Raw genomic sequence first — 22,342 nt, forward strand, 5'->3', positions numbered from 1 at the left:
ATGCGGATGCCAAGAATGCTTCGCCAGCTGATGCACCGCCGCATCGTGATGCTGTCCGCGCTGGTGCTGCTGGCGATCGCCATCCTCGCCATCGGCGCGCCGCTGTTCGCCTCCATCGATCCCAACGACACGGCCGTGCTGCAGCGCCTGAAGGCGCCGAGCGCCGAGCACCTGCTGGGCACCGACGAGCTGGGCCGCGACCTCTACTCGCGCATCGTGCACGGCGCGCGCTACTCGCTGGCGATCGCGGCGCTCACCGCGCTGGGTGCCGTCGTCGCGGGCACCGTGCTGGGCCTGATGGCCGGCTTCTTCCGCCGGCTCGACGCGCCGCTGATGCGCGTGGTCGACGCGATGATGTCCTTCCCCGACATCCTGCTGGCGATCGCGCTGGTGGCGATCCTCGGGCCGTCGCTGATGAACACGGTGCTGGCGCTGGTGCTGGTCTACACGCCGCGCGTGGCGCGGGTGGTGCGAGCCTCCACGCTGGTGGTGCGCGAGCTGCTGTTCGTCGAGGCCGTGCGCGCGCTCGGCGTGCGCACCTCGCGCATCCTGTGGCGCCACATCCTGCCGAACCTGATGTCGCCGATCCTGGTGCAGGTCTCGTTCATCTTCGCCTACGCGATCCTGGCCGAGGCGGGGCTGTCCTTCCTCGGCGTCGGCGTGCCGCCCGAGATCCCGACCTGGGGCACCATGGTCGCGGGCAGCCAGCAGTACGCGCACCAGGCCTTCTGGGTGGTGCTGTTCCCGGGGCTCGCGATCATCTTCACGGCGTTGTCGCTGCAGCTGCTCGGCGATGGCGTGCGCGACCTGCTCGACCCCAAGCTGAAGAAGACCGCGTGATGACGACCGCCACATCCTCCCCGCGCCTCGTGGTCGACAGCCTGAGCACCAGCTTCCCCACCGAGGACGGCCTGATCCGCTCGGTGGCCGACGTGAGCTTCGCGATCCAGCCCGGCAAGACCACCGCGCTGGTCGGCGAATCGGGCTCGGGCAAGTCGGTCACCAGCCTCACGCTGATGCGCCTCTTGCCCAGGACCGCCAATGCCCAGGTCAGCGGCGGCGCGCGCTTCGTCACGCGCGAAGGCAAGACCGTCGACCTGCTGACCCTGCCCGAGCGCGAGATGCGCGCGCTGCGCGGCAACCAGCTCTCGATGATCTTCCAGGAGCCGATGACCAGCCTGAACCCGGTGTTCACCATCGGCGAGCAGATCGCCGAGAGCGTGCGGCTGCACAAGGGGCTCGATCGCCAGGCCGCGCTGGCCCATGCCAAGCGCATGCTCGACCTGGTCGAAATCCCGGCCGCGGCGCAGCGCATCCACGAGTACCCGCACCAGCTCTCGGGCGGCATGCGCCAGCGCGTGATGATCGCGCTGGCCATGGCCTGCGACCCGACGCTGCTGATCGCCGACGAGCCTACCACCGCGCTCGACGTGACCATCCAGGCACAGATCCTGGTGCTGATGCGCCGGCTGCAGGCCGAGACCGGCATGAGCATCCTGTTCATCACGCACAACCTCGGCGTGGTCGCGCACCATGCCGACGACGTGGTCGTGATGTACGCGGGCCGCGTGGTCGAGAGCGCGCCGGTGCGCCCGCTGTTCGCGCAGCCCGAGCATCCCTACACCCAGGGCCTCTTGGCCTGCCTGCCGGGCAAGGCGCGGCAGCCGGGCCAGCCCAGGCCCAAGCGCCTGTTCGCGATCCGCGGGCAGGTGTCGAGTCCGCTGGCGCCGCCGCCGGGTTGTGCGTTCGAGCCGCGTTGCGATCTAGCGCTGGCGCAGTGCAGTGCCGAGATGCCCGCGTTGCTGCAGACCCATGCCGGTCGCCAGGCGCGCTGCGTTCGCGTGCAACCGGCGCCGTCGATGGCGAAGGTCGCATGATGTCCTCACAGACCCTGTCTTGCTCCCTCCCCTTCCGGGGGAGGGCTGGGGTGGGGGCACCGGGCCGCTCCATCGCCGCAACGGTATCGACCGCCCGGAGCCCCCATCCCAACCCTCCCCCAGAGGGGGAGGGAGTCCATACCAGGGACCCACGATGACCACCGCCACTCCCCTCATCGAAGTCCGCGGACTCAAGAAGTATTTCGGCAGCGGCGAGCGCCCCGTGCGCGCGGTCGACGACGTGTCGTTCGCGATCCAGCCCGGCGAGACGCTGGGCCTGGTCGGCGAATCGGGCTCGGGCAAGAGCACCATCGGCCGCACCGTGCTGCGCCTGCTCGAGCGCACCGAGGGCCAGGTGCTCTACCGCGGCGACGACATCGGCGCGCTCTCGGGCGAGCGCATGCGCAAGCTGCGCAGCAAGCTGCAGATCATCTTCCAGGACCCGTACGCGAGCCTGAACCCGAAGATGCGCATCGGCGCGATCCTCGGCGAGGCGCTGGCCACGCACGGCCTGCACAAGGGCGCGGCCGCGCGCGAGCGGCGCATCGCCGAGCTGCTCGAAACGGTGGGCCTGCGCGCCGAGCATGCGAGCCGCTTCCCGCACGAGTTCTCGGGCGGCCAGCGCCAGCGCATCGGCGTGGCGCGCGCGCTCGCGGTGGAGCCCGAGTTCATCGTGGCCGACGAGCCGCTGTCGGCGCTCGACGTGTCGATCCAGTCGCAGGTCATCAACCTGCTGGCCGACCTGCGCGAGCGCCTGGGCCTGACCATGCTGTTCATCTCGCACGACCTCGACGTGGTCGAGTACCTGTGCGACCGCGTGGTGGTGCTGTACCTGGGCAAGGTGATGGAGGTCGCGGAAACCGACGAACTCTTCGCGCGTCCCTCGCACCCCTACACCCAGGCGCTGCTGGCCGCGAGCCCGAAGCCCGATCCCGAGCTCGCCACCGAGCGCATCGCGCTCAAGGGCGACATCCCCAGTCCGATCTCGCCGCCTTCGGGCTGCGTGTTCCGCACGCGCTGCCCGCATGCCATCGAGGCCTGCGCGCAGACCGTGCCGCCGCTCGAGCAGGTTTCGAGCGGACACTACAGCGCCTGCATCCGCAAGGACCTGCTTTCCCCCATCGCCGCATGACCATGACCGACACCGCCGCCCCCTCCTTCGACGACCCGCTGCTGGGCAGCAGCTTCAAGGGCTATCCGCGCACCCAGGCGCCGCGCCGGCGCAGCGAGATCGGCGCCGCGGGCTGGAACGTGCTCGCGGGCGACCTGCCGCTGCCGCTGGCTGTGCTCAAGCGCGAGGCGCTCGAGCACAACCTGGCCTGGATGCAGGCGCGCGTGCGCGAATGGGGCATCGACCTCGCGCCGCACGGCAAGACCACCATGTCGCCGCAGCTGTTCCAGCGCCAGCTCGACGCCGGCGCCTGGGGCCTGACCTTCGCCACCGTGACCCAGCTCGCGGTGGGCGTGGCTGCCGGCGCGCGCCGCACGCTGATCGCCAACCAGGTGGTGAGCGACGAGGACCTGGCCGGCATCCAGCTGCTGCTGCGCGACCATGCGGGCCTGCGCATCGTGTTCCTGGTCGATTCGCTGGCGCAGCTTGCGCTGATCGAGGACTGGGCGCGCCGCCACCCGAACAGCGTGCCCTTCGAGGTCATGCTGGAGATCGGCGTGCAGGGCGCGCGCACCGGCTGCCGCACGCATGAAGAGGCGGTGGCGCTCGCCACGCGGCTGCGCGCGAGCGACGCGGTGCGGCTGGTGGGCATCGAGACCTACGAAGGGCAGGGCGCCACCGGCGCCAGCGAGCCCGACGCGGCCTATGCCGCGACCCTGATGGACCGCGTGGAAGCCGTGGCGCGCCATTGCGACACGCAGCAGCTGTTCCAGACCGACGAGGTGCTGGTCTCGGCCGGCGGCTCGGCCATCTTCGACCTCGTGGCGGGGCGGTTGAAGCCCGCGCTCGCGTCGCCGGTGCGCGGCCTGCTGCGCTCGGGCTGCTACGTCACGCACGACCATGGCTTCTACAAGCGCATGGTCAGCGCGGTCGACGAGCGCCTCGGTTGCGATTGCGGCGAGAGCCTGGTGCCCGCGATGGAGGTCTGGGCCACGGTGCAGTCGCGGCCCGAACCCGGGCTCGCGATCCTGGCCGTGGGCAAGCGCGACATCTCCTTCGACCTCTCGCTGCCGGTGCCGATCGCGCGCGCGGCACGCGGCGTGCTCGCGCCCGAGGCCGTGCCCGCCGGCTGGAAGATCACCGCGCTCAACGACCAGCATGCCTACCTGCGCTGGGAGGCCGACGAGGAGGCGCGCGCGCCGGCCGTCGGCGACCGCGTGGGCCTGGGCATCTCGCATCCCTGCACCACCTTCGACAAGTGGCACTGGATGCCCGTGGTCGAGAACGACTACCGCGTGAGCGACGCGGTGGCGATGCACTTCTGACAGCGCGGCCGATGAATCCCTCGCTGCTCCAGAAGATCGCGCAGACCCGCGAGGGCGCGCCCGCCACGCGGCGCGCGATCCTCGACCTGATCCTCGAGGACCCCGACCGGGTGCTCGAGGAGAGTTTCGAATCGCTGGCCGAGCGCTCCGGCAGCTCGGTGCCGACCATCATGCGCACCTGCCGCGACCTCGGCTTCGCGGGCCTGCGCGAATTCAAGCTCGCGCTGGCGCAGGAGCTCGCGCTCGGCGGCTCGCCGCTGCACCGCCGCGTCAACATCGAGGACGCCGCCGACGAGGTGGTGTCGAAGATCGCGCGCAGCGCGGCCGCCTCGGTCTCGGGCGTGCGTGGCCAGCTCGACATGCAGGTGCTCGACGGCGCCGTCTCGGCCATCGCGGCCGCGCCGCACGTCGACCTCTACGGCGCCGGCGCCACCTCGTGGTTCATGGCCAACGACCTGCAGGCGCGGCTGTTCCGGCTCGGCCTGTCGGCCAATGCCTGGGCCGACTACCACCTGCAGCAGGTGGCCGGCGCCGCGCAGCGCCCCGGCGGCGTGGTGATCGCGATCTCGCACGTGGGCGGCATGCCCTCGCTGCTCGACGCGGTCGACATCGCGCGCGGGCAGGGCGCCAAGGTGGTCGCGCTCACGCGGCCCGGCACCGCGCTCGCGGCCAGGGCCGATTTCCTGCTCGGGCTCTCGGTGCCCGACGACGCCGTGATGCACGTGGGCATCGATGCCTACCTGACGCACCTCACGGCGATCGAGATCCTCACGGTGCTGGTCGCGCAGCGGCGCGGCGAGCCGGCGGTGCAGCGCCTGCAGCGCGCGCGCGAAGCCTTCCAGCGCCACGGCATCGACGCCACCACGCACCCGCTGCAGAGCTGGGACGGCGGCGGCATCAACGAGAAAGGACAACGGTCGTGAGCGCTCCCCAAGCCGTGCTGCTCGAAGCCGGCCTCGTGGTCGACGGCTCGGGCGGCCCCTCGTGGCCCGGCGACGTGCTGCTGCACGGCGACCGCATCCTCGCGCTCGGCGAGGGCCTGCGCGCGCGCCTGCCCGAGGGCCTCGCGCTGGCCGACGTCGAGGTCGTCGACTGCCGCGCCAAGGTCATCGCGCCGGGCTTCATCGACGCCCACACGCACGACGACGCGATCGTGCTGCGCGACCCGCTGTGCCTGCCCAAGGTGTCGCAGGGCATCACCACCGTGGTCACGGGCAACTGCGGCATCTCGCTCGCGCCTTACCGCACGCCGCAGTCGAAGCCGCCGCTCACGCTGCTGGGCGCCGATTCGTTCCGCCACGCGAGCATGGCCGAGTACCGCGCCGCGGTCGACGCCACGCAGCCCGCGCTCAACGTGGCCGCGCTGGTGGGCCATACCACCCTGCGCTTCGCGGCCATGGAGGCGCTCGACCGGCCCGCAAACGCGGACGAGCTCGCGCGCATGGCGGCGCTGCTCGAGGCCTGCATGGAAGAGGGCGCGCACGGCATGTCCTCGGGCCTGTTCTATGAAGAAGCCTTCGCCGCGCCCGCCGAGGAGGTGACCGCCCTCGCGCGCGTGGTCGCGCGCCATGGCGGCGTCTACGCCACCCACCTGCGCAGCGAGATGCAGCAGATCGTCGAGGCGCTGCACGAGGCCGGCGACTCGGCCTTCGCCGCGGGCGTGCCGCTGGTGATCTCGCACCACAAGTGCGCCGGGCCCGCGAACTGGGGCCGCACCAAGGAGACGCTGCCGCTGATCGAGTCGCTCGCGCAGCGCCAGAAGATCGCGATGGATGTCTACCCCTACGTCGCCGGTTCCACCGTGCTGCGCGAGGACCTGGTCGACGGCGTGATCGACGTGCTGCTGACCTGGTCCGACCCGCATCCCGAGATGACCGGCCGGCTGGTGTCGGACATCGCGCGCGAATGGGGCGTGAGCGAGCAGGAGGCCTGCCTGCGGCTGAAGCCCGGCGGTGCCTGCTACTTCCAGATGCAGGAAGAGGACGTGGAACGCGTGATCGCGCATCCGCTGACCATGATCGGCAGCGACGGCCTGCCGCACGACCGCCATCCGCATCCGCGGCTGTGGGGCGCGTTCCCGCGCGTGTTCGCGCGCTACTGGCGCGAGCGCCGGCTGTTCACGCTCGAGCAGGCGGTGCACAAGATGACCGGCATGAGCGCGCGCAACCTGCGCATCGCCGAGCGCGGCCTGCTGCGCGCGGGCCACATGGCCGACGTGGTGGTGTTCGATCCCGAGACCATCGCCGACACCGCCACCTACGACCGGCCCCGGGGCTTGAGCCTGGGCATCGAGCGCGTGTTCGTGAACGGTGTGCTGGCCTATCGCGGCGGCGCGACGGTGGACGAGGCGCGCGTGCTGGCGCGCGCGGGGCGCATGCTGACGCGCGGGACCTGAAAGACCCCATGGCGCGGGGGTGCGCGGGGGGGCTTCTATAGACTGAAGGGGTGACAACCTCTTGCGAGCCTCCCAGTCCGTCGCTGGCCTGCGCCAGCCTCCCCGTTCCCCGCCGCCGCTTTCCGAGCGCGCTGTCCCCGCCAATGACACGGCCTCCGCCGCGTCCAACGGCCGCTTCTCCCCTCCCGATTTCCCCTTCATCGCCCGCCATGGTTCGCGCCATGCCGGGCCGCACGCGCTCGCGCGCCACCTTCCATGATTGAACTGCTGTCCGACCCCGCCGTCTGGATCGGTCTCCTCACCCTCGTCGTGCTCGAGATCGTGCTGGGCATCGACAACCTGATCTTCATCGCGATCCTCGCGGAGAAGTTGCCGCCGCACCAGCGCGACCGCGCGCGGCTCATCGGCCTGAGCCTGGCGCTGCTGATGCGCCTGGGGCTGCTGTCCATCGTCTCGTGGCTGGTGACACTGACCACGCCGCTGTTCAGCCTGTTCGGCCAGGGCTTCTCGGGGCGCGACCTGATCCTGCTGTTCGGCGGCCTGTTCCTGCTGTTCAAGGCCACGGCCGAGCTGCACGAGCGCATCGAGGGCGTGAGCCATGCCGTGACCGGCAGCGCGGCCTATGCGAGCTTCGGCGTGGTGGTGGCGCAGATCGTGGTGCTCGATGCGGTGTTCTCGCTCGACGCGGTGATCACCGCCGTCGGCATGGTCGACCACCTGCCGGTGATGATGGCCGCGGTGATCATCTCGATCGCGATCATGCTGTGGGCCTCGAAGCCGCTGACGCGCTTCGTCAACGCCCATCCCACGGTGGTGGTGCTGTGCCTGAGCTTCCTGCTGATGATCGGCCTGAGCCTGGTGGCCGAGGGCCTGGGCTTCCACATTCCCAAGGGCTACCTCTACGGCGCGATCGGCTTCTCGGTGCTGATCGAGGCGCTCAACCAGTGGGTGCGCCGCAACGAACTGCGCCACGAGGCGCGTCGGCCGCTGCGCGAGCGCACGGCCGAGTCGGTGATCCGCCTGCTCGGCGGCCGCACGCGCGGCGAGCCGGTACCCGTGGGCGGCGATGCGGCCGATGCCGATGCGCCCGCGGCCGAGCCCGCCTTCGGCATCGAGGAACGCAACATGGTCAGCGGCGTGCTCTCGCTGGCCGAGCGCAACGTGCGCTCGGTGATGACGCAGCGCGCCGACGTCTCCTGGGTCGACCTCGACGACGATCCCGAGGCGCTGCGCGAGCAGCTGCTCGACACGCCGCACGGCATCTTCCCGGTGTGCCGCGGCTCGCTCGACCAGGTGGTGGGCGTGGCGCGTGCCAAGGACCTGCTGGGCCAGCTGCTGCGCCATGGCCGCATCGACGAGGGCCATGGCCTGCGCGCGCCGATCTACGTGGCCGAGTCGACGCGCGTGATCCGGCTGATCGACACCCTGCGCGGCGCGCGCGGCCAGCTCGCGCTGGTGGCCGACGAGCACGGCACGCTCACGGGCGTGGTCACGCCGATCGACGTGCTGGAGGCGATCGCGGGCGAGTTCCCCGACGAGGACGAGGCGCTCGAGATCCAGCAGACCGGCCCCGAGGCCTGGACCGTGGCCGGCAGCGCCGACCCGCACCTGCTCGAGCAGGCGCTGCAGACCGACGGCCTGGCGAGCGAGGACGACAGCTACACCTCGGTGGCGGGGCTGCTGCTCGATCGCTTCGGCGGCCTGCCCGCGGCCGAGGCGACCTGGGTGCATGACGGCTGGGAGTTCGTCGTCACCGGCGTGGACGCGCAGCGCATCCGCGAGGTGGCGGTGCGGCGCGTGCCCGTGGCGTTGCCCGAGGCCTGAAGCGCGCGGGGCGCCGCTTTGGTAGGCTGGCGCCCCCGCTTCCCGACCCGCTCCGCGCATGACCTCCAACGCCGCCCACCGCCAACCCGTTCCCCTCGCCAAGGCCTATCGCCTGCTCAACCACGGCCCCACAGTGCTGGTGAGCGCGGCCCACGCGGGCCGGCGCAACATCATGGCGGCGGCCTGGGCCATGCCGCTGGACTTCGATCCGCCCAAGGTGGCGGTGGTGCTCGACAAGAGCACCTGGACCCGCGTGCTGCTCGAGGGCGCGGGCAGCTTCGCGCTGCAGGTGCCGGTGCGCGCGCAGCTCGACCTGACTGAGGCGCTGGGCAGCAGTTCGGGCCGCGAGATGGTCGAACGCGACGGCCGCGACAAGTTCGAGGCCTACGGGCTGCAGAGCTTCGCGGGCAGCGCCACCGAGGCGCCCCTGCTCGAGGGCTGCGCCGCCTGGCTCGAATGCCGGCTGCTGCCCGAGCCGCCGATCCAGCAGCGCTACGACCTGTTCCTCGGCGAGGTGATCGCGGCCCAGGCCGACGCGCGCGTGTTCTCGAACGGCCGCTGGCATTTCGAGGGCCACGACGACCTGCGCACGCTGCACCATGTGGCGGGCGGGCACTTCATCGTCGACGGCGAGGCGGTGGACGCGAAGCCGCTGGCGCCCTTCAGCGGTTGATGCGGCAGCACCGACAGAACCGTTCTGGCTGAGCTCGGCCCGTCCTGAGCTTGTCGAAGGATCGAAGCCCAGCGCGGCGCTTCGACAAGCTCAGCGTGAACGGTTTTCGTAGATCAGCCCTCGCTGGTCCGCCCCGAGGCCACCAGCAGCTGCCGCAGCACCACCCCGCCGCACAACGCGGCCGCGCCGGCCAGCAGCACGAAGCTCAGCACGCCGGCCGGCGAGGCGTCCTCGAGCCAGCCGGCCACCAGCAGCGTGGTGCTGTTGTAGGCCGCGTGCAGCGCGATGCACGGGATCAGCGAGCGCGTGCGCTCGTAGAGCCAGCCCAGCACCGCGCCCATCGCCACGCCGACCACGAACTGGTAGATGTTCATGTGGGCCGCGCCGAACAGCAGCGCCGACATCAGGATCGCCTGCCAGCGCGGGTAGCGCTGCAGGAAGCCGCGCAGCACGACGCCGCGGAACAGCATCTCCTCGAGCAGCGGCGCCATCACGCAGACCGCCAGCACCGCCGCCACGCTGCCGTCGGCCATGCGGCTGAACATCGCCTCCTCCCAGGCCGACAGCGGCATCGCCAGCGTCAGCAGGTTGATCGCGCAGGTGATCGCCAGCATCAGCGCCGGCACCAGCAGCAGCGTGGGCGGCACCACCAGCATCAAGGTGGCGCGCATCGATGCGTGCGAGGGATGGAACAGCGCGCGCCAGCCCAGCTTCTGCCGCTGCATCACGACCGCGAACACCAGCCCGTTGCCCAGCACGGCCGACAGCACGCCGATCTGCATGCTGCTCAGGCCGAACAGCCGGTTGGCGTCGCGCAGCGCGGCGCCCACGACCAGCTCGCAGAGGAACAGGGCGAGGTAGAGCAGGACGGCCTGCGTCGCCGAGGGGAAGGCCGGGCGGTTCGGGGAGGGCATGGGCACGGGCGCTGGCGGGGAGGTGGCGCGCATGTTAGCCGCGCGCCGCCCCGGCCCGCCTGAGCGCCGCGTTCAGCCCTGGCGCGGCGCCGGCAGCTGCCGCAGGTACAGGTGCAGCGCCCGCATGTCGGTGTCGCTGATCTCGCGCAGCGACTCGAAGGGCATCACGCGCACCGGCGTGCCGTCGGGGCGCAGGCCGCTGCGGAAGAGGCGGATCATCGACTCGGCATCGGGATAGCGCGCCATCGCCGAATCCCCGCCGGGCGCGAGTCGCGAGGCCGCGGGCCAGTCGGGCGGGCCGCCCGGGACCTTGCCGCCCGCGAGCTGCGCGCCATGGCAGCCCAGGCACATGTTCGCCACGTAGGCGCCATGCGCCACGCTCACGCCCTCGGCCACCGGCTGCGCGGGCGGCAGCCGGTGATCGATCTTGGCGGCCGCGTCCTGGATCAGGCCGAAGCCGTAGAGCGCGCGCACCGGCAGCGGCATCTCGACCACGGCGGGCGTGCCCTGCACCGGCGGCAGGGCGCGGACGTGGGCCACCAGCGCGGCGAGGTCCTCGTCGGTGAGGCGGTTGTAGTCCTCGCTCGGCATGATCATCAGCGGCCGGCCTCCGGGCGCCACGCCGTGGCGGATCGCGCGCACCCAGTCCTCGGGCCGGTAGCCGGCGGTCGCGTTCGCGGCACCGGGCGCGATCTGCGGCCCGGCCACGCGCAGGCCGTTCGGCGCGTCGATGAAGCGGCGGCCGCCGCCGTTGGCGCCGTGGCAGTCGACGCAGCCGCGCGAGGCATAGAGGTAGCGCCCGCGTTCGAGCGCCGCGGTGTCGCCGCGCGGGCGCAGGGCCACCGGCTTGACCTCGATGTCGACGCGGCGTTCCATCTTGTGGCGCGCCATCAGCACGCCGCCGGCCAGCGCGGCCGCGGCGAGCAGGGCCAGCGCCAGCAGCGCGAGCACGCCGCGGCGCAGCCAGCGGGCGGTGGCACCGGGCGCGCTCATCGCGCCGCCTCCGCGCTGCGATGGCATGGCGCGCGGCGGGCGGGCTTCTTTTTCTTCTTCTCTGTCATGGGGGAATCGTGGGATCGTTGGCGACGCCGGATGGGCGCGCGCCGTTCAGGCCCGAACGATAGGAGAAAGGCCCGGCCATGGGCATTGGCCGGATTGCCTATGCCCGGCGCCGGGCCGGCCGAGGCCTCGGACCTTGTCAGACCAGGAAGGGCACGAAGCGCCGGGTGCCGCGCATGTAGGCGCGGTAGGCGTCGCCGAAATGCGCGATGCATTCGCGCTCGTCGCTGAGCGCGGTCAGCACCAGCAGCACGGTGGCCGCGAGCGCCAGCGCGAGGCCGGGGCCGCCGACGTCCTTGAGGCAGGCGCCCCAGGCCAGCAGCATCAGCGCGGTGTACATCGGATGGCGGATGTAGCGGAAGGCGCCGTCGGTGACCAGCGACGCGGTCTTCTCGAAGCCGAGCAGCGCGGGATCGTCGTCGCGCGCCGCGCCGGGTCGCACCGCGGCCCGCAGCCGGCGCCAGGCATGCACCGGCAGCCAGGCCGACAGCGCCAGCAGCAGCCACGACAGCAACTGGTGCGGCGCCAGCGGATCCACGTGCCACACGGGCAGGTTCAACAGGATCAGCGCCAGCATGCACTCCCAGGCGAAGAAGCGGTAGAAGCCGTGCGAACCGCGCCGGCGCAGCGCGCCGCGCGAGACGTGAAGCAGCGCGGCCGACACGGCGACGAACAGGGCGATCTGGATCCAGGCGAAAGGCATGGGGCCGAATCTACACGCCGGGCCGCGGCGCCCTCACACCTTGTCAGCCCATCGTCGAGTAGCCGCCGTCCACCGGGATCGACACGCCGGTCACGTAGTCGGACGCCGGGCTCGCGAGGAACACGGCCGTGCCCGCGATGTCGGCCGGACGGCCCCAGCGGCCCGCCGCCGTGCGCGCGACCACGCGTTCGTAGAGTCCCGCGACCTGGGCGCGCGCGCCATCGGTCATCTCGGTCTGGAACCAGCCCGGCAGGATCGCGTTGACCTGGATGTTGTCGGCCGCCCACGAGAGCGCGGTCGACTTGGTGAGCTGCACCACGCCGGCCTTGCTCGCGGCATAGGCGGGCGAGTAGGCGGCGCCGAAGATCGACATCATCGAGCCGACGTTCACGATCTTGCCGCCGCCCGCGCGCTGCATGTGCGGATGCGCCGCGCGGCTCACGAGGAAGGCGCTGGTGAGGTTGGTCTGGAGCACGAGGTTCCACTCGTCCAGCGTGAGCTGGTCGACCGGCTTGCGCACGGTGGTGCCGGCGTTGTTGACCAGGATGTCGAGCCGGCCGCAGCGCGCGGCCACGGCGTCGACCGCCTGCTGCACCGAGGCCTCGTCGGCCACGTCGATGGCGACCGCGAAGCTGTCGCTGCCGAGCGCCTTCAGCGTCTCGACCGCGGCGGCCGATTTCTCGGGGTTGCGCGCGGCGATCGCCACGCGCGCGCCGGCCCGCGCCAGGCCCTGGGCCATGCCGAGGCCCAGGCCGCCGTTGCCGCCGGTGACCAGCGCGACCTTGCCGCCGAGGTCGAACATCAGGCCGCCGCCGCCGGCACCGGCTTCTTCGCGACCAGCGTCAGGATGTCGTAGCTCGCGACCAGCTCGCCGTCCTGGTTCGTCACCTCGACGTCCCAGGCCACCACGCCCTGGCCCTGACCATTGGCGTCCTTGCGGTTGCGGTCGATCTTGCGCTTGCAGGTCAGGCGCGCGCGGATGGTGTCGCCAATGCCCACGGGCTTGACGAAGCGCAGCGTGTCGAGGCCGTAGTTGGCCAGCACCGGGCCCGGCGCGGGCGAGACGAACAGGCCCGCTGCCGCCGACAGCACGAAGTAGCCGTGCGCGATGCGCTTGCCGAACGGCGACTCCTTGGCCGCGATCTCGTCGAAGTGCATGTAGAAGTAGTCGCCCGACAGGCCGCCGAAGGCCACGATGTCGGCCTCGCTCACGGTGCGGCGGTGCGTCAGCAGCGAGTCGCCGATCCGCAGGTCCTCGAAGTGGCTGCGGAACGGATGCACCTCGCTCTCGCGCACCTTGGCGCCGCGCACGTGCTCGCCGGTGACGGCCGCCAGCATGGTGGGCGAGCCCTGCAGCGCGGCGCGCTGCAGGTAGTGCTTGACGGCGCGCAGGCCGCCGAGCTCCTCGCCGCCGCCGGCGCGCCCCGGGCCACCGTGCTTGAGCGGCGGCAGCGGCGAGCCGTGGCCGGTCGATTCGGCGGCGGCCTCGCGGTCGAGCACCAGCAGCCGGCCGTGCCAGGCCGCGGCCACGGGGATCGCCTTGGCGGCGGTGGCGGGATCGCGCGTGACCAGCGTGCCGACCAGGCTGCCGCGGCCGCGCGCGGCCAATGCGAGCGCCTCGTCGATGCCCTCGTAGGGCATCAGCGTGCTGACCGGGCCGAAGGCCTCGATGTCGTGCACCGCGTCGTGCTCGAGCGGCTTGCGGCTCAGCAGCAGCGTGGGCGCGAAGAAGGCGCCCTCGGCCGTGCCCTCGCCCACGGGCGAGAAGCCGTCGCCGCCGCCGTACACCAGCTCGGCGCCCTTGCGCAGCTCGGCCACGCGCTCGGCCACGTCGGCCTGCTGCGCATGCGAGGCCAGCGCGCCCATGCGCACCTCCTCGCGCGAGGGGTCGCCCACCACCGTCTTGGCCAGCCGCGCGCGCAGGCGCTCGGCCACGGCGTCGAGGTGCTGGCGCGGCACGATGGCGCGGCGGATGGCGGTGCACTTCTGGCCGGCCTTCACCGTCATCTCGCGCGCCACCTCCTTCACGAACAGGTCGAACTCCTCGTCGTCGGGCGTGACGTCGGGCGCGAGGATCGCGCAGTTGAGCGAGTCGGCCTCGGCGTTGAACGGGATCGACTGGCGCACCAGGTTCGGATGCACGCGCAGCCTGGCGGCGGTGTCGGCCGAGCCGGTGAAGGTCACGACGTCGGGACCCTCGAGGCGGTCGAGCAGGTCGCCCGTGCCGCCGATGACCAGCTGCAGGCTGCCCTCGGGCAGGATGCCCGACTGCACGATCAGCCGCACCACCGCCTCGGTGAGGTAGCTGGTGGCGGTGGCCGGCTTGCCGATGCAGGGCATGCCCGCGAGGAAGCTGGGCGCGAACTTCTCGAGCAGGCCCCAGACCGGGAAGTTGAAGGCGTTGATGTGCACCGCCACGCCGCCGCGCGGCACCAGGATGTGGGTGCCCGCGAAGCCGCCCTTCTTGCCCAGCGGGAAGGCCGGGCCTTCGTGCACCAGGTTGCCCGAGGGCAGCTCGTTGCTGCCGATGCCCGCGTAGGCCGCCAGCGTGCCGGCGCCGCCCTCGATGTCGACCCAGCCGTCGGCGCGCGTCGCGCCGGTGTGGGCCGAGACGGCGTAGAGCGTTTCCTTGTTGGCGGCGATGTACTTGGCCAGCGCCTTGAGGCGTTCGGCGCGCTGCTGGAAGTCGAGCGCCATCAGCGCCGGGATGCCGACGCGGCGCGCATGGGCCAGCGCCTCGGCGAAGTCGATCGCCTCGGCGTGCGTGCTGGCGATGGCCTGGCCGTTGACGGCGCTGCGCAGCGACTGCGCGGCTTCGCGGCCGATCCAGCGGCCGGCGATGTAGCTTTGGAGGGTGGTCATGAAAGGGTCCTCGAAGTTGAAACCGTTCGGGCTGAGCTTGTCGAAGCCTTGCGCCCGGCTTCGACAAGCTCAGCCCGAACGGTGATGGGGATGGATGTTCAGCAACGTGAACGGGGATGGAAGATCGCGGCGGTGCGCGCCTCAGTGCTTTTCGGCATCGCGGTTGCCGATGCCCAGGTAGGTATCGATGATCCGCTGGTCGTGCAGCAGCTCGCGCGCCGGGCCCTCGAGCGCCACGGCGCCCATCTCGAGCACGTAGGCGCGGTCGGCCACCTGCAGCGCGGCGCGTGCGTTCTGCTCCACCAGCAGCACCGACACGCCGTGCTTGCGCAGCTGCGCCACCACGCGCAGCACCTCGCGCACCACCAGCGGGGCCAGGCCCAGCGAGGGCTCGTCGAGCATCAAGAGGCGCGGGCGCGCCATCAGCGCGCGGCCGATGGCCAGCATCTGGCGTTCGCCGCCCGAGAGCGTGGAGGCCATCTGCGGCCGGCGTTCCTTCAGGCGCGGGAAGATCTCGAAGATCTCGTCCATGCGCGCGCGCTGGTCGCGCTTGCCCTTGCGCCACTGGTAGAAGCCGCCGAGCAGCAGGTTGTCTTCCACCGACATCTCGCCGAACAGCTCGCGCCGCTCGGGCACCAGCGCCACGCCGCGCGCGACCATGGCCTCGACGCCGGGGCGCGCGATGCGCTCGCCGTGCAGCGACAGGCTGCCGGTGGAGGGCAAGAGGCCCATCGCCGCGCACAGCAGCGTGGTCTTGCCGGCGCCGTTCGGGCCGATCACGGTGACGATCTCGCCTTCGTTCACGTGCAGGCGCACGCTGTGCACCGCCTCCACCTCGCGGTAGGCGACGCAGAAGCCGTCGAGTTGAAGCAGGGGTTGGCTCATCGCGATGCGTCCTCGAGCAGTTCGTCGTCGGCGCCGCCGAGGTAGGCCTCGAGCACGCGCGGGTTGGCCTGCACTTCGGCGGGCGAGCCGGTGGCGATCACGGTGCCGAACTCGAGCACGGTGATGCGGTCGGCGAGGTTCATCACGAACTCCATGTCGTGTTCCACCACGAGGATGCCGAGGCCTTCGGCGCGCAGCTGGCCGAGCAGCTCGGACAGCGCGCGCTTCTCGAGGTGGCGCAGGCCGGCCGCGGGCTCGTCGAGCAGCAGCACCGAGGGCTGGCCCGCGAGCGCGCGCGCGATCTCGACCACGCGCTGCTGGCCCAGCGAGAGCGAGGCCGCGGGCGTGTCGGCATGCGCGCCGAGGCCGCAGCGCTCGATCTGGCGCCGTGCCTCGGCCATCAGCGCGGCTTCCTCCGCGCGGTCCAGCCGCAGCATCGCCGAGACCCAGCCGCGTTTGGCGCGCAGGTGGGCGCCGAGCGCCACGTTCTCGATCACGCTGCGCTGGCCGAGCAGGCGCACGTGCTGGAAGGTGCGGCCCAGGCCCAGCGCGGCGAAGGCGCGCGAGGGCTGGCCCGACATCGGCTGGCCGACCAGCCGCACCTCGCCGGTGGTGGGATCGTCCACGCCCGAGATCATGTTGAAGAAGGTGCTCTTGCCGGCGCCGTTGGGGCCGATCAGCGCATGCACCTCGCCGGCCTTGAGGGTCATCGAGATGTCGTTGTTGGCGACCAGCCCGCCGAAGCGCTTGCTCACGCCGTCGGCCTGCAGCAGCAGGCTGCCCGTGGCCGGCAGCGCGCGCTGCGCGAGCTGCTCGGTGCTCGAGACGGCCGGGCCGGCGCCGGCGGCACGCGGCAGCTCGCGCACCCAGCGGCGCGTGAGCCGCGCCAGCGTGGGCCACAGGCCGTCGGCGAAGCGCTGCAGCACGAACAGCATCAAGAGGCCGAACACCACCACCTCGAAGTTGCCGCTGGTGCCCAAGAGCGCGGGCAGGATGTCCTGCAGCTTTTCCTTCAGCAGCGTGATCAGCGTGGCGCCGAGCACCGCGCCCCAGAGATGGCCCGCGCCGCCGACCACCGCCATGAACAGCATCTCGATGCCGATGTTGAGGTTGAAGGGCGTGGGGTTCACGAAGCGCTGCATGTGGGCATAGAGCCAGCCCGAGATCGCGGCCAGCAGCGCGGCCAGCACGAACAGCTTGATGCGGTGGCGCGCGGTGTCCACGCCCATCGACTCGGCCATCAGCCGGCCGCCCTTGAGCGCGCGGATGGCGCGGCCCTCGCGCGAGTCGAGCAGGTTGTGCATGGCCCACAGCGCGAGCAGCAGCACGGCCCAGATCACCACGCCGAGCATGCGCGGCGTGGCGAAGGAGAAGCCCGCCACCACCAGCGGCGGAATGCCGGTGATGCCGGTCTGGCCGCCGAGGAACTCCATGTTGCCGAGCAGGAAGTACAGGCTCAGGCCCCAGGCGATGGTGCACAGCGGCAGGTAGTGGCCCGAGAGCTTGAGCGTGACCGCGCCGAGCGCCCAGGCCAGCGCGAAGGTCAGCACCAGCCCGAGCAGCAGGCCGAGCCAGGGCACCAGCGCGGAGCCCGCGAGGCCGCCGAGCCAGCCGGCCGCGGTCGGCGAGGTGCAGATCCAGGCCGTGGCATAGGCGCCCATGCCGACGAAGGCGGCCTGGCCGAAGGAGGTCATGCCGCCGACGCCGGTCAGCAGCACCAGGCCCACGGCCACCAGTGCATAGAGGCCGATGTTGCTGAGCACGGTGACGGTGAAGGCCGGCAGCCAGCCCCAGGCCAGCGCGAGCGCGACGATGAAGACGAGCGTGAGCACGCGCGGCGTGACGAGCGGACGGCCCTCGGGCACGGCGCTGGCGGAAGAAGAAGCCACAGGGGTCGATGAAGACGGGTTCATTCCTCGTCCTCCACGTGATGGCTGCGCAGCGAACGCCACCACAGCACCGGGATGATCAAAGTGAAGACCAGCACTTCCTTGTACGCGCTGGCCCAGAAGGAGGAGAAGGCCTCGAGCAGGCCCACAAGCAGCGCGCCCGCGAGCGCCAGCGGATAGCTCGCGAGGCCGCCGACGATGGCGGCCACGAAGCCCTTGAGGCCGATCAGGAAGCCGGTGTCGTAGTAGACCGTGGTGATCGGCGCGATCAGCAGGCCCGAGATGGCGCCGATGACGGCCGCCAGCGCGAAGCTCAGGTCGCCCGAGAGCTCGGTGGGAATGCCCGACAGGCGCGCGCCCACGCGGTTGATGGCGGTGGCGCGCAGCGCCTTGCCGATCATCGAGCGGCCGAAGAACCAGAACATCGCGATCACCAGCACCAGCGTGACGCCGACCACCACCAGCGACTGGCCGCTGACGGGAATGCCGCCGAGGTCGAGGCGCAGCTCGGAGAACGCGCTGGTGCGCGAGCCCTCGGCGCCGAAGAAGAAGAGCCCGAGGCCGACCAGCACGCCGTGCAGCGCGACCGAGACGATCAGGAGCATCAGCACGCTGGCGTCGGCCAGCGGGCGGTAGGCGAGGCGGTAGAGCAGCGGGCCCAGCGGCGCGATCAGCACCAGCACGGTGAGTGCCTGCGCGGCCAGCGAGGTGGGCTTGAGCACCAGCACCAGCGCGGCGGCGACCGCGGGGAAGGCCACGCACCAGGTCAGCGCCGAGCGCCAGTCGACCGTGGCGCCGCGCTTCCAGCGCCAGGCCTCGACCGCCAGCACGGCCACCGCCAGCGCCAGCAGCAGCCACAGCGTGGACGGCGCGCGGCCGCCCTGCAGCGCGGCCATCGACAGCGCGCCGAAGGCGACGAACTCGCCCTGCGGGATGAAGATCACGCGCGTGACCGAAAACACCAGCACCAGCGCGAGCGCCATCAGTCCGTAGACCGCGCCGTTCACGATGCCGTCCTGCCCGAGCAGCAGGGCGATCTGCAAATCCATACGACCAACTTTCCTTCAGAAGACCAGGGGCGAGAGAAAAACCGTGCCCCTCTTGCAGGAACACCGCGGGCCGGTGGCGCCGGCCCGCGGTGTCCGTCGTTCAACCCCGTGCGATCAGGGCTGGTATTTCCAGGCGCCGTTCTCGATCTTGACCATCACGCGCGCGCGCTGGTCCAGGCCCAGGTGGTCGGTGGCGCTCATGGTGAACACGCCGTGCGCGCCCGCCACGTCCTTGGTCTGCTCGAGCGCGTCGCGCAGCGCGGCGCGGAACTCGGGCGTGCCCGGCTGGGCCTTCTTGAGCGCGACCGGCACGGCCGAGCTCATGAGCAGGCCGGCGTCCCAGGCGTGCGCGCCGAAGGTCGAGACCGAGCCCTTGCCGTAGGCGGCTTCATAGGCGGCCACGTAGGCGAGCGCGGACTTCTTCACCGGGTTGGAGGCCGGCAGCTGGTCGGCCACCAGCACCGGGCCGGCGGGCAGGAAGGTGCCTTCCACGTCCTTGCCGCCCACGCGCAGGAAGTCGGCGTTGGCCACGCCGTGCGTCTGGTACATCTTGCCGGTGTAGCCGCGCTCCTTGAGCGTCTTCTGCGGCAGCGCGGCCGGCGTGCCGGAGCCGGCGACCAGCACCGCGTCGGGCTTGGCGGCCATGATCTTGAGCGCCTGGCCGGTGACCGAGGTGTCGGTGCGCGCATAGCGCTCGTTGGCCACGACCTTGATCTTCTTGAGCTCGGCGGCCTTGGCGAATTCCTGCGACCAGCCTTCGCCGTAGGCGTCGGAGAAGCCGATGAAGGCGACGCTCTTCACGCCGTTGGCGGCCATGTGCTCGGCGATGGCCAGCGACATCATGATGTCGTTCTGGGGCGTCTTGAAGACCCACTTCTTCTTGGCGTCCATCGGCTCGATGATGCGCGCCGAGGCGGCCACCGAGATCATCGGCGTCTGCGCCTCGGCGGCCACGTCGATCATCGCGAGCGAGGCCGGCGTGGTGGTCGAGCCCAGGATCACGTCGACCTTGTTCTCGGCGATCAGCTTGCGCGTGTTGTTGACGGCGGCCGTGGTGTCGGAGGCGTCGTCGAGCACGATGTAGTTGATCTTCTGGCCGCCGATGGTCTTGGGCATCAGCGAGATCGTGTTCTTCTCTGGGATGCCCAGCGAAGCCGCCGGGCCGGTGGCCGAGATGGTCACGCCGACGTTGACGTCGGCCCAGGCCGACAGGGCCGTGGCGCACAGGGCGGCGATCAGCAGGGGCTTGAAGAATTTCATGGTTGGCTTGTCTCCGGTTGAAAAGAAAGGTTGAGGCCTGAAGTATCTCAGCGCTCGTCGAACGAGAGCGTGACGCGTTCGGTAAGGGGGTGGGCCTGGCAGGTCAATACGAATCCCGCGGCCACTTCATTCTTGTCGAGCGCGAAGTTTCTTTCCATGCGGACTTCCCCGTCCACGCACTTGGCGCGGCAGGTGCCGCACACGCCCGAGGTGCACGAGAACGGCACCTCGAGGCCGGCCGCCGAGGCCGCGTCGAGGATGCTGGGCTGGCCTTCGGTGTAGGTGATCTCGCGCTGCAGGCCGTCGCGCACGATGGTCACGCGGGCGCGCTTGGCGTCGCCGGGCAGGGCCTCGTGCACCACGGCGCCGACCTGGGCGGTCGAGCTCGCCGAGGGCAGCGCGACGCCGAAGCGCTCGATGTGGATGCGTTCCTCGGGCACGCCCGCGGCCAGCAGCGCGGCCTCGGCCTCGTCGTTCATCTGGAACGGGCCGCAGATGTAGACGTGGTCGATGCTGCCCGCCGGCACCAGGCCCTGCAGGAACTCGCCGATCTTCTCGCGGTTCATCACGCCGAAGCCCAGCGGCGAGTCGGTGTGCTCGTCGGAGAACACGTGCTGCAGCACCAGGCGCGTCATGTAGCGGTTCTTCAGGTCCTCGATCTCTTCCTTGAACATCGTGGACTGGAGCTGGCGGTTGCCGTAGATCAGCGTGAAGCGGCTCTTCGGCTCGCGCGCGAGCACGGTCTTCATGATCGACAGGATCGGCGTGATGCCGCTGCCGCCCGCGATGCCGACGTGGTGGCGCGCGGACTCGCCCTCGATTGGCACGAAGAAGCGGCCTTGCGGCGCCATCACCTGGATCGAGTCGCCGGGCTTGAGGTGGGCGTTGATCCAGTTGGAGAACTGGCCGCCGCGCACCTTGCGCACGCCCACGCGCAGTTCGCCGTCGTCGACGCCGGCGCAGATCGAATAGGAACGGCGCAGATCCTGGCCGTCGATCTCGTTGCGCAGGGTCAGGTACTGGCCCTGCGTGAAGCCGAAGACTTCGCGCAGCGTCTCGGGGACCTCGAAGGAGACGATGACGGCCTCGGGCGTGTCGGGCTCGATGGCCTTCACGCGCAGGGGGTGGAACAGGGTACTCATCGGCGTGGGGCCTAGATCGGCTTGAAATGTTCGAAGGGTTCGCGGCAGGCGAGGCAGCGGTACAGCGCCTTGCAGGCGGTGGAGCCGAAGGCCGACAGCCGCTCGGTGCGCTCGCTCGCGCAGCGCGGGCAGGCGATGCGCTCGCCGGCGAGGCGGCCGAACAGGCGGATCGGCACCGCGGTGCCGGCGGCCTGCTCGGGCGTGAGGTGGGCGGGCGGGGCGATGCCGTAGGCCTTGAGCTTGGCGCGGCCCTCGTCGCTGATCCAGTCGCTGGTCCAGGCCGGCGCGCGGCGCAGGGTGGCGCGCGCGGGGCCGAGGCCGGCGCGCTCGATCGCGGCCAGCACGTCGTGCTCGATGGCCTCGGTCGCGGGGCAGCCCGAATAGGTCGGCGTCAGCACCACCTCGAGGCCGTCGTCGTGCTCGATCACGTCGCGCACGATGCCGAGGTCGCAGACCGACACGGCCGGCACCTCGGGGTCGGGCACCGAGTGCAGCACCTCCCAGGCGGCGTCGATGCGCGAGGCGGCCATGGTGTCGGCAGTCACCACACGCCCCCGGGGAAGGCGCGCTGCAGGTGCTGCATCTCGGCCAGGATGTAGCCCATGTGCTCGCTGTGCACGCCCTGCTTGCCGGTGCTGCGGAACTTGGCCTCGGCCGGCGCGGCGAGGCCGGCGGCGTCGAGCACCTGCTGCATCTCGGCGAACCACGGTTCGCGCAGTTCGTTCCAGGCCGGGCCCAGGCCGCTGGCGCTGGCCTCGCGGTCGACCGCGTCGGCTTCGAACAGCTCGGGCATGTAGAGCCAGGCCTGCTTGAGCGCGGCCTCGGTGCGGCGGCGCGATTCCTCGGTGCCGTCGCCCAGGCGCACCACCCAGTCGGCCGAATGCTGCTGGTGGTAGCGCGCTTCCTTCAGCGCCTTGCCGGCGATGGCGGCCACTTCCTCGTCGCTCGAGCTCGCCAGCCGTTCCCACAGCAGCTTGAGCAGGGTGGCGATCATGGTGTTGCGCACCACCGAGAAGGCGAAGTCGCCGCGCGGCAGCTCGACCAGCGTGAGGTTGAAGTAGTCGCGCTCCTCGCGCAGGTAGGCGAGCTGGTCCTCGTCGTGCTCGCGGCCGGCGCCTTCCAGCTTGCCGGCGTGGGTGAGCAGCGCGCGCGCCTGGCCCACGAGGTCGAGCGCGATGTTGGCCATCGCGATGTCCTCCTCGAGCACGGGCGCGTGGCCGCACCATTCGCCCAGGCGCTGGGCCAGCACCAGGCAGGTGTCGCCGATGCGCAGCAGGTACTGCACGGCGGGCGTGCGGTTCAGTTCGATCGATGCTTGCATGTGTTGTGTGTCCTATGGCTGTCGCAGACCCCAGACCGTTCACCCGGCTTCGA

The 22,342-nt window shown here is 71.4% G+C and carries 20 protein-coding genes; 8 read left to right on the plus strand and 12 right to left on the minus strand.

Annotated features, from left to right (window positions below):
- The 8 genes from INQ48_07375 to INQ48_07410 all read left to right on the plus strand — a co-directional run bounded on the left by INQ48_07375 (position 1) and on the right by INQ48_07410 (position 9,205).
- Entirely contained in the window at positions 1–840 is an 840-nt protein-coding gene (locus INQ48_07375; GenBank protein ID QRF59044.1) for an ABC transporter permease, read from the plus strand.
- Positions 840–1,877, plus strand: coding sequence for an ABC transporter ATP-binding protein (locus INQ48_07380; protein QRF59045.1), 1,038 nt, complete (start codon positions 840–842; stop codon positions 1,875–1,877). The genes INQ48_07375 and INQ48_07380 overlap by 1 nt, the downstream gene beginning before the upstream one ends.
- Before the next feature lie 154 nt (positions 1,878–2,031).
- Positions 2,032–3,009: an ATP-binding cassette domain-containing protein gene (locus INQ48_07385; GenBank protein ID QRF59046.1), complete on the plus strand. Its 978-nt coding sequence runs from the start codon at positions 2,032–2,034 to the stop codon at positions 3,007–3,009.
- A 2-nt stretch (positions 3,010–3,011) separates the two neighbouring features.
- Entirely contained in the window at positions 3,012–4,313 is a 1,302-nt protein-coding gene (locus INQ48_07390; GenBank protein QRF59047.1) for an amino acid deaminase, read from the plus strand.
- 11 nt (positions 4,314–4,324) lie between these two features.
- On the plus strand, positions 4,325–5,236 hold the full coding sequence (locus tag INQ48_07395; GenBank protein ID QRF59048.1) for a MurR/RpiR family transcriptional regulator: 912 nt from the start codon (positions 4,325–4,327) through the stop codon (positions 5,234–5,236).
- The gene (locus INQ48_07400) at positions 5,233–6,708 is read left to right on the plus strand and encodes a D-aminoacylase (protein QRF59049.1); all 1,476 of its coding nucleotides are present in this window, start codon (positions 5,233–5,235) and stop codon (positions 6,706–6,708) included. Before INQ48_07395 ends, INQ48_07400 begins: the two co-directional genes overlap by 4 nt.
- 258 nt (positions 6,709–6,966) lie before the next feature.
- Positions 6,967–8,532, plus strand: coding sequence for a CBS domain-containing protein (locus INQ48_07405; GenBank protein QRF60649.1), 1,566 nt, complete (start codon positions 6,967–6,969; stop codon positions 8,530–8,532).
- A gap of 58 nt (positions 8,533–8,590) precedes the next feature.
- The gene (locus INQ48_07410) at positions 8,591–9,205 is read left to right on the plus strand and encodes a flavin reductase family protein (protein QRF59050.1); all 615 of its coding nucleotides are present in this window, start codon (positions 8,591–8,593) and stop codon (positions 9,203–9,205) included.
- Positions 9,206–9,318: 113 nt separating this feature from the next.
- On the opposite strand, the gene INQ48_07415 is transcribed toward INQ48_07410, so the two are convergent.
- The 12 genes from INQ48_07415 to paaC form a co-directional block, all read right to left on the minus strand.
- Positions 9,319–10,119 carry a CPBP family intramembrane metalloprotease gene (locus tag INQ48_07415; protein QRF59051.1) on the minus strand — a complete coding sequence of 267 codons (801 nt, stop codon included), beginning with the start codon at positions 10,117–10,119 and terminating at the stop codon, positions 9,319–9,321.
- Positions 10,120–10,191: 72 nt separating this feature from the next.
- Positions 10,192–11,112, minus strand: a complete 921-nt coding sequence (locus tag INQ48_07420; GenBank protein QRF59052.1) for a cytochrome c — start codon at positions 11,110–11,112, stop codon at positions 10,192–10,194.
- Positions 11,113–11,317: 205 nt separating this feature from the next.
- Entirely contained in the window at positions 11,318–11,881 is a 564-nt protein-coding gene (locus INQ48_07425) for an isoprenylcysteine carboxylmethyltransferase family protein (GenBank protein QRF59053.1), read from the minus strand.
- A gap of 43 nt (positions 11,882–11,924) precedes the next feature.
- Positions 11,925–12,683 (minus strand): glucose 1-dehydrogenase, encoded by a 759-nt coding sequence (locus tag INQ48_07430; protein QRF59054.1) that lies wholly within the window; start codon positions 12,681–12,683, stop codon positions 11,925–11,927.
- Entirely contained in the window at positions 12,683–14,743 is a 2,061-nt protein-coding gene (gene paaZ, locus INQ48_07435; GenBank protein QRF59055.1) for a phenylacetic acid degradation bifunctional protein PaaZ, read from the minus strand. Before paaZ ends, INQ48_07430 begins: the two co-directional genes overlap by 1 nt.
- Positions 14,744–14,884: 141 nt before the next feature.
- Positions 14,885–15,628, minus strand: a complete 744-nt coding sequence (locus INQ48_07440; GenBank protein ID QRF59056.1) for an ABC transporter ATP-binding protein — start codon at positions 15,626–15,628, stop codon at positions 14,885–14,887.
- A complete protein-coding gene (locus INQ48_07445) occupies positions 15,625–17,541 on the minus strand; it encodes a branched-chain amino acid ABC transporter ATP-binding protein/permease (protein QRF59057.1) in 1,917 nt (638 codons plus the stop codon). The genes INQ48_07440 and INQ48_07445 overlap by 4 nt, the downstream gene beginning before the upstream one ends.
- A complete protein-coding gene (locus INQ48_07450; protein QRF59058.1) occupies positions 17,538–18,566 on the minus strand; it encodes a branched-chain amino acid ABC transporter permease in 1,029 nt (342 codons plus the stop codon). The genes INQ48_07445 and INQ48_07450 overlap by 4 nt, the downstream gene beginning before the upstream one ends.
- A 114-nt stretch (positions 18,567–18,680) precedes the next feature.
- Entirely contained in the window at positions 18,681–19,826 is a 1,146-nt protein-coding gene (locus INQ48_07455; protein QRF59059.1) for an ABC transporter substrate-binding protein, read from the minus strand.
- A 47-nt stretch (positions 19,827–19,873) separates the two neighbouring features.
- Positions 19,874–20,968, minus strand: coding sequence for a phenylacetate-CoA oxygenase/reductase subunit PaaK (paaK, locus tag INQ48_07460; GenBank protein ID QRF59060.1), 1,095 nt, complete (start codon positions 20,966–20,968; stop codon positions 19,874–19,876).
- A gap of 11 nt (positions 20,969–20,979) precedes the next feature.
- Positions 20,980–21,498 (minus strand): phenylacetate-CoA oxygenase subunit PaaJ, encoded by a 519-nt coding sequence (gene paaJ / locus INQ48_07465; protein QRF60650.1) that lies wholly within the window; start codon positions 21,496–21,498, stop codon positions 20,980–20,982.
- Positions 21,499–21,509: 11 nt separating this feature from the next.
- A complete protein-coding gene (paaC, locus tag INQ48_07470) occupies positions 21,510–22,289 on the minus strand; it encodes a phenylacetate-CoA oxygenase subunit PaaC (GenBank protein ID QRF59061.1) in 780 nt (259 codons plus the stop codon).
- Positions 22,290–22,342 lie beyond the last annotated feature (53 nt).

Origin of the sequence: Variovorax paradoxus (genome assembly GCA_016806145.1) — a bacterium.
GTDB lineage: Bacteria > Pseudomonadota > Gammaproteobacteria > Burkholderiales > Burkholderiaceae_C > Variovorax.